A 13,020-nucleotide genomic window follows, 5' to 3' on the forward strand; every position below is an offset into this window, starting at 1 on the left:
ACTGCCGTGAGAAGGAGCGAGAGCATGCGGACCACCACACTCGGATCCACCGGCCTGGAGGTCTCCCGTGTCGCGTACGGCACCTGGCAACTGGGCGGTGACTGGGGCCCGTTCGATGAGGACGCCGCAACGGCCGCCATCCGCCGGGCCCGGGATCTGGGCATCAACTTCTTCGACACCGCTCAGGCCTACGGCTTCGGCGCTTCGGAGCGCCTTCTGGGCAAGGCTCTGCGCGGGGACCTCGCCCGAGACCGCGACAGCATCGTGATCGCCACCAAGGGCGGTGTGCGTCCGGACGGCGGCGGCCGGGACGCCTCGGCCGCCTTCCTCCGCGAAGGCGTGGAGCAGAGCCTGCGGGCGCTGGACGTGGAGACCATCGACTTGTACCAGGTCCACTGGCCGGACCCGGAGACGCCCGCCGCCGAGACGGCGGGCGCGCTGCAGGAGATGGCCGACGAGGGCAAGCTCCGCCACGTCGGCGTCTCCAACTACGACGCCGCGCAGATGGCGGAGTTCGCCGCCGTACGCCCGGTGGAGACGCTCCAGCCGCCGTACCACCTCTTCCGGCGCGGCATCGAGGCGGAGATCCTTCCGTACACGCGGAAGCACGGCATCGGCGCCCTCGCCTACAGCCCGCTCGCCAGCGGACTGCTGACCGGCCGCTTCGACGAGAACACCCGCTTCGACGAGAACGACTGGCGCAGCAAGGCCACGGCCTTCACCGGTGACGCGCTGCGGCAGAACCTCGCCGTGGTGCGGCGGCTGTCGGACTTCGCCGAGGCACGCGGCCACAGCGTCAGCGAGATCGCGATCGCTTGGGTGCTGGCCCGCGTGGACGTGGCGCTGGTGGGCGCACGCAGCAGCTCCAGCATCGAATCGAGCGCCGCCGCCGCGCACATCACCCTGAGCGACGACGAGCTCGCCGAGATCGAAGACATCGCCGCCGACGGCGTCCAGATCGAGGGCGCAAGCCCCGAGGGAGTGGCCTGAGGCACCCGCACGCCCGGAGCCGCCGGCCTGCTCCGCCGCGGCGGCCCGTCCTGCCTTCGCTGACTTTCCGGTCCTTTTCCGATCCCTTCCGGCGCCTTCCGATCCGTCCCGCAACACCCGAGGAGAGACCCCGTGTACATAGCCGACGACGGCCGCTACGAGTCGATGCCCTACCGCCGTACCGGCCGCAGCGGCCTGCGCCTCCCGGCGATCTCGCTGGGCCTGTGGCACAACTTCGGCACCGACCGGCCGCTGGAGCGCCAGCAGGCCATCGTCCGCCGCGCCTTCGACCTGGGCGTCACCCACTTCGACCTGGCGAACAACTACGGCCCGCCGCCCGGTGCGGCGGAGACGGCCTTCGGCCGGATCGTCCACCAGGACCTTCGCCCCTACCGGGACGAGTTCCTCGTCTCCACCAAGGCGGGGCACCTCATGTGGCCCGGCCCGTACGGAGAATGGGGCTCCCGCAAGAGCCTGCTGGCGTCCCTCGACCAGAGCCTGGGCCGCATGGGCCTGGAGTACGTCGACATCTTCTACTCTCACCGGCCCGACCCGGACACGCCGCTGGAGGAGACGATGGGGGCCCTGCACCAGGCGGTGCGCCAGGGCAAGGCCCTCTACGCCGGGATCTCCAACTACTCGCCGGAGCAGACACGGGAGGCCGCCCGCATTCTGCGCGAGCTGGGCACGCCGCTGCTCATCCACCAGCCGCGCTACTCCATGCTCGACCGGGGGCCGGAGCAGGGTCTGCTGGAGGCCCTCACCGACATCGGCGCCGGCAGCATCGTCTTCTCGCCGCTCGCGCAGGGGCTGCTCTCCAGCCGCTACCTCGACGGCGTGCCCGAGGGCTCGCGTGCCGCAGGGGGGAGCCCCTTCCTCAGCAGTGAGCAGATCACCGCGGAGACGGTCACCATGCTGCGCGGATTGAACGAACTGGCGCGTGAGCGCGGGCAGTCGCTGGCGCAGATGGCGCTGGCGTGGGTGCTGCGCGACAGCGTCACATCGGCTCTCGTGGGCGCGAGCAGCCCGGAACAGCTCGCCGACAGCGTCGCGGCGACCGAACGCCTCGGCTTCGCGGACGACGAACTGGCCCGCATCGAGGATCTGTTGGCGCAGGGGCCGTCGCTCGGCTGAAGCCGGGCGGCGAAGACGCCGGCTGCCTGCCGGACGGGCTTGCTCGCGGGGCGGACGACCCGCCACGCGGCAAGCCCGTACGGCGGCCTGTCAGTTGAAGGTGTCGGGGTCGGGCCCCACGCGCACGCCGGTCTCCAAGGTCTCGACGGCGGCGAGGTCGTCCTCGTCCAGTTCGAAGCCGAAGACGTCGAGGTTCTCGCGGATGCGCGCGGGGGTGGACGACTTGGGGATGACGACGTTCCCCAGCTGAAGGTGCCAGCGCAGTACCACCTGCGCCGGGGTCCTGCCATGCTTCTCCGCGATGCCGGTCACGACCGGGTCGTCGAGCACGCCGTTGTTGCGTCCCAGCGGCGACCATGCCTCGGTTGCGATGCCGGCCCCGGCGTCGAACTCGCGCAACTCCCGCTGCTGGAGGCGCGGATGGAGCTCGATCTGGTTGACGGCGGGGACGATGTCGGTCTCCTCCGCCAGCCGGCGCAGGTGCGCGGGCTGGAAGTTGGAGACGCCGATCGCCCTGGCCCGGCCCTCGGCGTGGATCTTCTCCAGTGCCCGCCACGTCTCGACGTACAGATCGCGCGCCGGCAGCGGCCAGTGGATGAGGTACAGGTCGACGTGGTCCAGTCCCAGCTTCGCCATGGAGGCGTCGAAGGCCTTCAGCGCGGCGTCGTGGCCCTGGTCGGTGTTCCACAGCTTGGTGGTCACGAAGAGCTCTTCGCGGGGGATTCCGGACTCGGCGAGGGCGCGGCCGGTGCCGGCCTCGTTCCGGTAGAGGGCGGCGGTGTCGATGCTGCGGTAGCCGGCTTCCAGCGCGGTGGCGACCACGCTGTGCGTCTCGTCCTCCGGCACCTGGTAGACGCCGAAGCCCAGCTGCGGCATGCGGATTCCGTTGTTCAGGGTGACTTCGGGGATCGTGCTCACGTGGCGTTCCTCGACTCCTCGGTTCCGGCGTGTCAGCGCGGGTGTCGCGGACCCTTACCTGAACCACTCTAGGGAATGCACCATTCCGCTCAGCTGCCGAGCGGCTCACCCGCAGAGGACGACCGGGCCCCGTCGCCGAGAACGTGCTCGGCGAGCGTCTCGAGCAGTTCCTCGTCCTCCTTCTGCGGCCGCATCGATGCCGGCTCGCCGCGATAGGTGTCGAAGAGGACGTGCGTCGCGCCCAGCTCCTCGAGCCCTTCCAGGTCGCTCCTGACCTGGCCGAGGGTCCCCTGCCCCGCCAGGCGCGTCTCCTCCGGCAGCGGCGAGTCCGTGAGCCTCAGCGGCAGCCGAGGGGCGAACTGCGGTACGGGCCTGCCCTCTTCCTGTGCGATGCGGCGCAGCGCGGGAAGTCCCGCGTCCCGGTAGAAGCGCATGCTCTGATTGAGCGGATGCCACGCGTCACCGTGCCGGACGGCCCGGCGCAGCGCGGCCTTGCTGCCGCCGCCGACCCACACCGGAGGTACGCGGACCGGCAGCGGTCCCGTGGCGACATCCTCGAACGAGACGAACTCACCGTGGTGGGAGATCTTCTCGTGCCGCCAGGCCTTGGTGACAACGTCCAGGTATTCGTCGGTGATGGCACCCCGCCGCCGGTGGTCCACCCCGAGCGAGCGGTACTCGCTCTCGCTCCAGCTCACGCCGACGCCGACGATGAGCCGTCCGCCGCTGAACCTGTCGATGTTCGCCGCCGCGCGGGCGGTCAGCAGGGGATGCCGGAAGGGCAGCACGGTCACCGTGGTCCCCAGCTCGATGCGCTCGGTCTGCCCCGCGAGCCAGGCCAGCGTCGTGAACGGGTCGTAGAACGGCGCCTCGTACTGCTCGGCGACCTCGGGCGTGACCGCGACGTGGTCGGAGATCATCGCGAAGTGGAAGCCCCGCTCTTCGGCGTACCGGGCCCAGCGGAGAAGCGTGTCCGGACCTGTGCCCGTACCGAAGTTCAGGATGTTGACGCCGTATCGCACTGCACTCTCCCTCCCCCGCCCCTGCGGGCACATTCACGCACGGCACCCGCGTGACGGGCGCCAGTCTTCCTCGCTGACGACAGCGGTCACGGTGCGGGCCCCGGAGGGATCCGGCCGCAACCGTGGAGGGCCACCGTACGGATCCGGGGCGGTCCTCACCGCGCCACCGGTTCCGGCCTCTCCTCCCTCTCCCCCGCCGGCCGCTCTTCCGCCGGATCGCCCGCTTGCAACGCCGCGGGCTCCGGTCCTGGCGGAGCCGTGCCCTTACGCGAGATCGCCGCCATGACGAAGGTGACGCTGATCAGCAGCGCCCAGGCCCCGGCCTTCGCCAGGGACACCGGCTGCCAGCCGTCCAGCTGGTCGGGGTAGCTCCACGCACCGACGTACGTGGCCATGTTCTCGGCGACCCAGAGGAAGAATCCGATGAGCCCGAACGCCAGGGCCAGTGGCATGCGGTAGCGCTCCGGGCCCACCGTGTAGTGCACCCAACTCCCCGTCGTCGCCAGCAGCATGAGCCCCGCAAGCACCCAGCGGGCATCGGGCAGCCAGTGGTGGCTGAAGAAGTTGAGGTAGATCGCGCACGCCAGCAGCGCCATGACGCGCGGACGGTAACCCGTCAGCCGCAGCCGCATCAGATGCCAGGACCTGCACACATAGCTCCCGACGGCGGAGTAGAGGAATCCGCCGTACAGCGGGACTCCGGCGATCTTCGTCAGCGCGGCCTCCGGATAACTCCACGAACCCAGCTGGACCTTGACCAACTCGAAGAGGAGGCCGATGACGTGGCACCCGGCGATCACCGCCGTGTCCCGCGCGCTGTCCCAGCCCACCCGCCTGGCCAGCAGCGCCAGCGCAATGCCGTAGAGCAGCACGATGTCGTAGCGGGCCATGGGCAGTTCGGGCAGCAGCCGTGAGGCCGCGATCCCCCCGAGCAGCGCGGCGGCGAAGGCGCAGCAGCGCGCCTGGAGCCAGCCGAAGAGCAGCAGCCGGCGCACCGCCCGCGATATCCCGTCCATGCCCCTACATGACGCGGAACAGCCGCGGAGCGGTTCGCCCCCCGCTGCCCGGGTGAGCTGTCCGTCCAGGCGGCCCCCCAAGCAGCCGACCGGGACGCCGCCCGGCGCGGCCCGCCTGGCCGAACAGCTTGAGAACGACCGTTCTCCTCCGCGGAGAGTACAGTGCGCAAGGATGGTTCATCAAGTGTCGAAGAGGCGGCATGGATACCGAAGTCCCAACAAGCACAAGGGTGTTGGACGCAGCGGACGCCCTCTTCTACGCGCACGGGGTGCAGGCGGTCGGCATCGACCGCATACGTGACTCCTCCGGGGTGTCCCTCAAACGCCTCTACCAGTGCTTTCCGTCCAAGGGCGCCATCGTGGAGGCCTATCTGCGCCGCCGCGACAAGATCGCACGAGGCGCGATCGAGGAGCACATCGCCGGCTACGAGACGCCCAGGGAAAAGCTCCTCGCCATGTTCGAGTGGCTGCACGCGTGGTTCCAGCAACCCGGCTTCCACGGCTGCGCGTTCAACAACGCCTTCGGCGAACTCGGAAGCGGCTCGGCCGCGGTCGCCCAGGTCGTCAGGGAACACAAGGCGGCTCTGCGGGCCATCTTCAGACGCCTGGTCGACGGCACCGGCGTTGCGGACCCCGAGCGCGTGACGGGACAGATCATCGTGCTCTTCGACGGAGCGATCACCGTGGGAACCGTCAGCGGGATGCCCGAGGCGGCCCTGCAGGCCCGCGACGCCGTGAGCATCCTTCTCACTGCCAGCATCCCCGCCTCCGGCGACTGACTCGTCCGCACGCGGAATTGACCGGCCGGCGGTGGCGCACCGGCCGCCGGCTGCCGTCCGCCCCCGTGCGAGCAGAGCTCCGGACCGTCCCGTCGCAGCAATCCGCACAGGACACAGGCGTCCGCGAGGCTGACCGCCGCGCCGCGCGGCCGTATCGTCGCCGTACCTGCCGGGGCGGTGAGCGCCCGCCGCGCGCCCCCGGGCCGCGGCGGCGGCCATGGTTCCGTCCCAGCCGGGCACGCTCACCGTCGGACGACAACGCACAAGCGGGCGGCTCCGCCGGACCGCCCGGAAGGAGGCCCAGGGTGGGCGAGTACGAGGAGATCTTCCGTGCGAGCGTCGCGGACCGGGAGCGGTTCTGGCTCGACGCGGCCGGTGCGCTGGACTGGCACAGGGCGCCGTCGCAGGCGCTGGACGATTCGCGGCCGCCCTTCTACCGCTGGTTCCCCGACGGGGAGCTGAACGTCTGCCACAACGCTCTCGACCGCCACTGCGGAGCGGGCCACGGAAGCCGCGCGGCGCTGATCCACGACTCCCCCGTCACCGGCGTGAAAACCACCTACACCTACGACCAACTCCGGGACGAGGTCGCGGTCTTCGCGGGCGTGCTGCGGGACGCGGGCGTCTCGGCGGGCGACCGGGTCGTGATCTACATGCCGATGGTCCCCGAAGCCGCGGTGGCGATGCTCGCCTGCGCACGGCTGGGCGCGGTCCACTCCGTGGTCTTCGGCGGGTTCGCGGCGAAGGAACTCGCGGTGCGGATCGACGACGCCTCGCCCGCTGTCGTTGTCTCGGCGTCCTGCGGCATCGAGGGATCCCGCGTCATCGAGTACAAACCGCTGCTGGACCAGGCGATCGAGATGGCCTCGCACAAGCCGACGTGCCAGATCATCCTGCAACGCCGGCAGGCCGAGGCGGCGATGGGCCCGACGGACGTGGACTGGGCGCAGGCATGCGCCGCGGCCTCGCCAGCCGACCCGGTGACCGTACGCTCCACCGACCCCCTCTACGTCCTCTACACCTCCGGGACCACCGGCAAGCCAAAGGGCGTCGTACGCGACAGCGGCGGATACGCCACCGCCCTGGCCTGGAGTATGACCAACGTCTACGACGTCGGGCCCGGGCAGACGCTCTTCACCGCCTCCGACGTCGGCTGGGTCGTCGGGCATTCCTACATCGTCTACGCGCCGCTGCTCGCCGGGGCGACGACGGTGCTCTACGAGGGCAAGCCGGTCGGCACTCCGGACGCGGGACAGTTCTGGCGCGTGGCCTCCGAGTACGGCGTGCGCTCGATGTTCACCGCGCCGACGGCCTTCCGGGCGCTGAAGAAGGAGGACCCGGACGGCGAACTGGCCCGGCAGTACGACCTGTCGTCGCTGAAGTACCTGTTCCTCGCGGGGGAACGGCTCGACCCGGAAACCTACCGCTGGGCCTCGGAGTTGCTGGACATCCCCGTCATCGACCACTGGTGGCAAACCGAGACGGGCTGGCCGATCGTCGCCAACCCCGCCGGGATCGAACTGCTGCCGGTCAAGCCGGGATCGCCGACGAAGCCGCTGCCCGGGTGGGACATCCAGGTGCTCGACGGCGACGGCAAGCAGGTCCCGCCGGGAACCAATGGCGCCATCGTCGCGAAGCTGCCGATGCCACCGGGCGCTCTGCCGACACTGTGGAACGACGACGATCGCTTCGTGCAGTCGTACATGTCGGCCTTCGACGGCTACTACCTCACCGGCGACGGCGGCTATCTCGACGAGGACGGCTATCTCTTCGTGATGGGGCGCACGGACGACGTCATCAACGTCGCCGGTCACCGTCTGTCCACCGGCGGCATGGAAGAGGCGCTCGCCGGTCATCCGGACGTCGCGGAGTGCGCCGTCATCGGAGTCGCCGACGAGATGAAGGGGCAGGTGCCGCGCGGCTTCGTGGTGCTCAAGTCCGGCGTCGACGCGACGAGGGACGGTTACGAGGAGCAACTGCGCCAGGAACTGGTGCAGTTGGTGCGGGACCAGGTCGGGGCCGTCGCCTCGCTCAAGGACGTCGCCGTCGTGGCCGCGCTGCCGAAGACCAGGTCGGGAAAGATCCTGCGCAAGTCCATGCGGAGCATCGCCGACGGCACCGACGAGCCCGTGCCCAGCACGATCGACGACGCCAGCGTGCTGGAGGCGCTGCGGCCCACGCTGCGGAAGCAGTGACGCTCACGGCTCCCGGCCGCCGGAGCGAGCAGCCGGAGGCTGGGAGCCGCATTGTCGGACCCGGGCCTACTCTCCACCCATGCCGACCGCCGAACTCCGCACCATGGGCCGACCGCACGTCGTAGCGCACCTCGCCGTCTCCCTCGACGGCGCCACCACGGGCTTCGAACCCGACATCGGGCTCTTCTACGAGCTGGCAGGAGCCTGGCAGGAAGACGTCACGCTGGCAGGAGCCGACACGATCCTCGCCCAGGAGGAACTCCTGGGCTCGATCGCGGGCCCCGGACCCGCGCCGGACGGACCGCTGCTCGCCGTCGTCGACGGCCGGGGGCGCGTGCGCCGCTGGTCCGAGCTGCGCGACGCCGGCCACTGGTCCGACGTGCTCGCCCTCCACTGCCCCTCCACCTCGCCCCGTCCGGCGGGGCGTGAGGTGCGTGAGCTGGTCACCGGTGCCGAAAGGGTCGACCTGCGAGAGGTGCTGAGATCACTCGGCGAGGACGAGGGCGCGCACGTCGTGCGGGTGGACAGCGGCGGAGCCCTGACAGGTGCCCTCATCGAGGCCGGGCTCCTGGACGAGCTGAGCCTTCTCGTCCACCCCGTGCTGGCCGGACCGCAAGGGGGCCACGTGTGGCACGGCGGCGCGCGGCCTTCGGGCGCGGCGCTCGAACTGGTCGCGAACGAGTCCCTGCGCGACGGCATCGTCCGGCTCCGGTACCACCTGAACGGCTGACCGGACAGCAGACCGGGCGGCCGCCGTTTTCGGGGCGTGCCGGGCGGGGACGGAGCGGGGGCCCTGCGTACGTACAGGTGGGCCGCTCGGCGCGGCACACGGCACAGAGGTAGAGAGTAGATATGTCCCAGCGGTTCGCCGACCTTCGCCGGTCCCTGAACGCAAGCCCCTGGATGATCGCTGTTCCGGTCATCTGGCTGGTGATCGTCGTCGTGGTCGACGTTGCCGCGCCCCCCGAGATCCACCTCGGTCCGCTGCTGGTGGCTGCCCCCGCGCTCACGGCTTCGTTCGCGGGAGCGTGGACAACCGGACTGATCGCCTTCCTCGCCGTGGCCGCCCAGGCCGTCATCGCGCTGCTGCGCGACAGGGACGAGCTCTTCTCGGCCAACCACCAGGCCCAGATCGCGGCGCTGGTCCTCGTCGGAGCCTCGCTGGTGGCCTACTGCGTCGTGCGGGAGCGACGCGAGCGGGTGCTCTCCCAGGTCCGCCACGTCTCCGAGGTCGCGCAGCGGCTGGTGCTGCGGCCCCTGCCGCAGCGGATCGGGTCGCTGCAGGTGGCCTCGATGTATCTCGCCGCGGAGGCGGAGGCCCGGATCGGCGGAGACCTGTACGCCGCTGCCCGCACCGACCACAGCACCCGGCTGATCATCGGCGACGTGCGGGGGAAGGGCATCACCGCGATCGGCGACGCCGCCCTCGCCCTCGGTGCGTTCCGGGCGGCCGTCCACCAGCGTACGAGCCTGATCGGGACGGCATCGTTCCTCGACGAGAGCGTCTCGTGGAACCTGGGCGACCCGGTCGGGGCCGAGCAGGCCCAGGAGATCTTCATCACGGCGTCCTTCCTCGACATCCCCGACGAGGACCGTCCGGCGGCCATGGTCGTCTGCGGGCATCCCCCGCCGCTGCTTCTGCGGAAGGGCCATGTGTCGGAGGTGGCTCCGCACAAGCCGGCTCCCCCGCTCGGTGTGGGCCTGCTCGCGAGAGCCGAGTACCACGCGGAGACCTTCGAACTCGGGGCCGGGGACGTGCTGCTGCTCTTCACGGACGGCGTCACCGAAGCCCGGGACCGCTACGGCAACTTCTACCCGCTGGCGGACCGGGTCGTGGCCTGGGCCGGATCGGGCCCGGAGGAGCTGCTGCAGCGGATCAGCCACGACCTGAGCCGTCACGTCGGCGGGGCGCTGGGCGACGACGCCGCGCTGGTCGCCCTGCAGCGCGTGCCTTCGTGACGGTTAGGGGCGCCGCCGACCGTGCGGGCCTGCCGCCGAGGGCGCGGTCAGGGCCCGCCGAGGTCGAGCGTCGCAAGAACCGGGAAGTGGTCGCTGGGGTACCGGCCCTCGTGGGTGAAGGTGCTGATCCGGGCCGACGTCGTAGTGACGCCCGGAGACGTGAGGATCCAGTCGATGCGGGCGCCGCTCGACGACATGCCCGCGTAGTTGTGCCAGGTGTGATGGTCCTCGCCGCGCCGGCCGGCCGGTGCGGCGGTGAAGGAGTCGGTCAACTCGCCGTCCTTCACGAGGGTTTCGTGGACACCGCCGTCGCCCAGGACCGGCGGGACGTTGAAGTCGCCCATGACGACGCACGGCAGGCCCGGCTCGAAGGGCGGCAGCGGGGCACCGGGGCGGCGCATCTGCTGGACGAGAAGACGGGCACCCTCGAGCCGGGCCTCGGCGCTCACGTTGTCCAGATGGGTGTTGAGCGCGTAGAACTCGGCGCCGTCCGTCCGGTCGCGGAAGCGCACCCAGGTGACCATGCGCGGTGAGCCCGCACCGGGCCACTTCTGCCCGACCGCGTGCGGGTCCGGCGCGATCCAGAAGTGCTCGTACTCCAGGGGGTCCAGGCGGCCGGCGTCGTAGAAGACCGCCATGAACTCGCCGCGGCTGCCGCCCTCCCGGCCGAGGCCGATCCAGTCGTATCTCCTGCCGGACTGCCGCATGTCCTCGTGGATGTCCCGCAGTTGACGGTGCAGCCCCTCCTGGGTGCCGATGAGGTCTGGTGACTCCTCCTTCAGCAGGGCGGCCACCGCCGGCCGTCGCTCCGGCCAGGAGTGCGGGACCGCCGGGTCGTAGTCGGCGAAGCGGAGATTGAACGTCATCACGCGAAGCTCCATGGCACATCCGTATCACCGCGTACCGTTCGGCGGGGCTGCATCCCCGGAGGCGCCGGTGCTCGGCACCCACGGCCGGCGCCGGCGGCATTGCAGACCGATGGCAGTCAGTGCACGGGGGCGTCGGCCTGGGAGTCGTCCTGTGCGGTCGCCGGTCCGGCGCCGGTCGCCGAACCCGGCAGCGTGGCCTGGGCCGCACCGGACCGGGCGGGGGCTGCCGCCGCGACGCGGGCATCCCGTCGCACCAGGGCCGCGTACCGCCCGCCGGCGGCGAGCAGTTCGGCGTGCGTGCCGCGCTCGGCGATGCGTCCCGCGTCCAGCACGACGATCTGGTCGGCGTCCCTGACGGTAGAGAGGCGGTGGGCGATGGTGAGGGTGGTGCGGCCCGCGGACAGGGCATCGACGGCCTGCTGCACGGCACGCTCGGTGCGGGTGTCCAGCGCGCTCGTCGCCTCGTCCAGGATGAGGACGGGCGGGTCGCGCAGGATCGTGCGGGCGAGGGCGAGGCGCTGCTTCTCGCCGCCGGAGAAGCGGTGGCCCCGCTCCCCGACGAGGGTGTCGTAGCCGTCGGGCAGCGCCGCGATGTGGTCGTGGATCTGAGCGGCCCGGGCGGCGTCGTGCAGCTCCTCGCGGGTCGCGTCGGGCTTGGCGAAGCGCAGGTTGTCGGCGACGGAGGCGTGGAAGAGGTAGGTCTCCTGGGAGACGACGCCGACGGCCCGGGCGAGGGTGTCGAAGTCGAGGTCACGCACGTCGACGCCGTCGAGGGTGACGCGGCCACCGGTCACGTCGTACAGGCGGGGCACGAGATGGCCGAGCGTGGTCTTCCCCGAACCGGTGACGCCGACGAGGGCGAGGGAGGTGCCCTCGGGCACGGTGAGGTCGATGCCGTGCAGGGTGGCGGGAGCGTCCTTCCCGTGGTAGGCGAAGTCGACCTGCTCGAAGCGGACTTCGCCGCGCACACGCTCCAGCCTGACGGGCGAGGCGGGTTCCTCGATGTCGACCGGCAGATCGAGGTATTCGAAGATGCGCTGGAAGAGAGCGAGCGAGGTCTGCATCTCGACGCCCGTCGACAGCAGGGAGACCGTCGGCCGCAGCAGGCCCTGCTGGAGGGTGACGAAGGCGACGAGGGTGCCGATGGACAGGCCCGGCCCGCCCATGTGGACGAGCATCCCGGCCGTCCAGTACAGCAGCGCCGGGATGGCACCCATGACGATGCCGATGGTCGACATCCGCCAGCGGCCCGCCATGTGCGAGCGGACCTCCAGTCCGACCAGCCGTTCGGACTCGTCGGCGAAGTGGCGGGTGAGGGAGTCGGCGCGGCCCATCGTCCGCCCGAGCAGGATGCCGCTGACGGACAGCGACTCCGTGACGAGAGCGGACATCGCGGCCATCTGTGCCTGCCGCTGCGTGGTGATCCGCTTGCGCTCCCGTCCGACGCGGCGGCTGATCCACACGAAGAACGGCAGGAGCAGCAGGGAGGCGACCGTCAGCCGCCAGTCCAGGGCGAGCATGGCGGCGACGGTCGCGACGACGCCGGTGAGGTTGGAGACGAGGGAGGTCGCGGTGGAGGTGACGGTCGCCTGCATGCCGCCGATGTCGTTGGCGATGCGGGACTGCACCTCACCGGTGCGGGTGCGTGTGAAGAACGCCAGCGGCATCCGCTGGAGCTTGGCGTAGACGTCGGTGCGCAGGTCGTGCATGACGCGCTGCCCGACGGTCGTGGACAGATACGTCTGCAGCACGTTGAAGACGCTGCTGACGACCGCGATGAGGATCAGCCCGAGCGCGAGAAGGCTCAGCAGTCCCGTGCGCCGGTCGGGAATGGCGACGTCGAGGATCTCCCGGAGCAGGAAGGGCGAGGCCACCGAGACCAGCGAGGAGGCTCCGACCAGTAGTCCGACGACGGCCAGCCGCCCCCTGTAGGGGCGGAAGATGCGCAGGATGCGCCTCACTTCCCGGGGCGGCTCCCCGGTGGCGTCGCCGTCCTTCTTCGGCGGGGTCCACTCGGTGGTCTCGTGGTGCAACGGGCTCCTCGGGCTCGGGATTCGGGATCCGGAAGGGCCTGGGGCCCGGACCGGTGCGGCGGCCGGGCTTCCGGGGCGGGTCCGGACGCCGGGTGTCAAACGGTC

Annotated in this window: 11 protein-coding genes; 6 read left to right on the forward strand and 5 right to left on the reverse strand. The window is 71.0% G+C overall.

Going from position 1 to position 13,020, the window contains the following annotated elements; all coding sequences use genetic code 11:
* Positions 1 to 24: 24 nt before the first annotated feature.
* Positions 25 to 990, forward strand: a complete 966-nt coding sequence (locus G4Z16_RS00225) for an aldo/keto reductase (protein ID WP_197348571.1) — start codon at positions 25 to 27, stop codon at positions 988 to 990.
* Positions 991 to 1,122: 132 nt separating this feature from the next.
* A complete protein-coding gene (locus G4Z16_RS00230) occupies positions 1,123 to 2,124 on the forward strand; it encodes an aldo/keto reductase (protein ID WP_425508036.1) in 1,002 nt (333 codons plus the stop codon).
* Positions 2,125 to 2,214: 90 nt separating this feature from the next.
* Here the strand turns inward: G4Z16_RS00230 and G4Z16_RS00235 are convergent, their stop codons facing one another.
* The 3 genes from G4Z16_RS00235 to G4Z16_RS00245 all read right to left on the reverse strand — a co-directional run bounded on the left by G4Z16_RS00235 (position 2,215) and on the right by G4Z16_RS00245 (position 5,080).
* A complete protein-coding gene (locus tag G4Z16_RS00235) occupies positions 2,215 to 3,000 on the reverse strand; it encodes an aldo/keto reductase (protein ID WP_197354060.1) in 786 nt (261 codons plus the stop codon).
* Between the two features lie 131 nt (positions 3,001 to 3,131).
* Complete coding sequence (locus G4Z16_RS00240) at positions 3,132 to 4,064, reverse strand: TIGR03619 family F420-dependent LLM class oxidoreductase (RefSeq protein ID WP_197348572.1); 933 nt, start codon at positions 4,062 to 4,064, stop codon at positions 3,132 to 3,134.
* Between the two features lie 155 nt (positions 4,065 to 4,219).
* Complete coding sequence (locus tag G4Z16_RS00245; RefSeq protein ID WP_197348573.1) at positions 4,220 to 5,080, reverse strand: DUF817 domain-containing protein; 861 nt, start codon at positions 5,078 to 5,080, stop codon at positions 4,220 to 4,222.
* Positions 5,081 to 5,280: 200 nt separating this feature from the next.
* On the opposite strand from G4Z16_RS00245, the gene G4Z16_RS00250 reads away from it, so the two are divergent.
* The 4 genes from G4Z16_RS00250 (at position 5,281) to G4Z16_RS00265 (ending at position 10,013) form a co-directional block, all read left to right on the forward strand.
* The gene (locus G4Z16_RS00250; RefSeq protein ID WP_197348574.1) at positions 5,281 to 5,859 is read left to right on the forward strand and encodes a TetR/AcrR family transcriptional regulator; all 579 of its coding nucleotides are present in this window, start codon (positions 5,281 to 5,283) and stop codon (positions 5,857 to 5,859) included.
* Between the two features lie 305 nt (positions 5,860 to 6,164).
* Positions 6,165 to 8,054, forward strand: a complete 1,890-nt coding sequence (locus tag G4Z16_RS00255) for a propionyl-CoA synthetase (protein ID WP_197348575.1) — start codon at positions 6,165 to 6,167, stop codon at positions 8,052 to 8,054.
* A gap of 79 nt (positions 8,055 to 8,133) precedes the next feature.
* Entirely contained in the window at positions 8,134 to 8,784 is a 651-nt protein-coding gene (locus tag G4Z16_RS00260; RefSeq protein ID WP_197348576.1) for a dihydrofolate reductase family protein, read from the forward strand.
* Positions 8,785 to 8,906: 122 nt separating this feature from the next.
* Positions 8,907 to 10,013 (forward strand): PP2C family protein-serine/threonine phosphatase, encoded by a 1,107-nt coding sequence (locus G4Z16_RS00265; protein ID WP_246530582.1) that lies wholly within the window; start codon positions 8,907 to 8,909, stop codon positions 10,011 to 10,013.
* A gap of 47 nt (positions 10,014 to 10,060) precedes the next feature.
* Here G4Z16_RS00265 and G4Z16_RS00270 read toward each other — a convergent pair whose 3' ends face one another.
* Both G4Z16_RS00270 and G4Z16_RS00275 read right to left on the reverse strand, forming a co-directional pair.
* On the reverse strand, positions 10,061 to 10,879 hold the full coding sequence (locus tag G4Z16_RS00270) for an endonuclease/exonuclease/phosphatase family protein (protein WP_197348577.1): 819 nt from the start codon (positions 10,877 to 10,879) through the stop codon (positions 10,061 to 10,063).
* Between the two features lie 119 nt (positions 10,880 to 10,998).
* On the reverse strand, positions 10,999 to 12,915 hold the full coding sequence (locus G4Z16_RS00275; protein WP_197348578.1) for an ABC transporter ATP-binding protein: 1,917 nt from the start codon (positions 12,913 to 12,915) through the stop codon (positions 10,999 to 11,001).
* Positions 12,916 to 13,020: the final 105 nt, after the last annotated feature.

Source organism: Streptomyces bathyalis, from assembly GCF_015910445.1.
In the GTDB taxonomy this organism is placed as follows: domain Bacteria; phylum Actinomycetota; class Actinomycetes; order Streptomycetales; family Streptomycetaceae; genus Streptomyces; species Streptomyces bathyalis.

Coding starts and splice junctions, on each gene's coding strand:
- G4Z16_RS00245 (WP_197348573.1), bottom strand. CDS start 5,080: ATGGACGGGATATCGCGGGCGGTGCGCCGGCTGCTGCTCTTCGGCTGG.
- G4Z16_RS00260 (WP_197348576.1), top strand. CDS start 8,134: ATGCCGACCGCCGAACTCCGCACCATGGGCCGACCGCACGTCGTAGCG.
- G4Z16_RS00270 (WP_197348577.1), bottom strand. CDS start 10,879: ATGACGTTCAATCTCCGCTTCGCCGACTACGACCCGGCGGTCCCGCAC.
- G4Z16_RS00265 (WP_246530582.1), top strand. CDS start 8,907: ATGTCCCAGCGGTTCGCCGACCTTCGCCGGTCCCTGAACGCAAGCCCC.
- G4Z16_RS00250 (WP_197348574.1), top strand. CDS start 5,281: ATGGATACCGAAGTCCCAACAAGCACAAGGGTGTTGGACGCAGCGGAC.
- G4Z16_RS00235 (WP_197354060.1), bottom strand. CDS start 3,000: ATGCCGCAGCTGGGCTTCGGCGTCTACCAGGTGCCGGAGGACGAGACG.
- G4Z16_RS00225 (WP_197348571.1), top strand. CDS start 25: ATGCGGACCACCACACTCGGATCCACCGGCCTGGAGGTCTCCCGTGTC.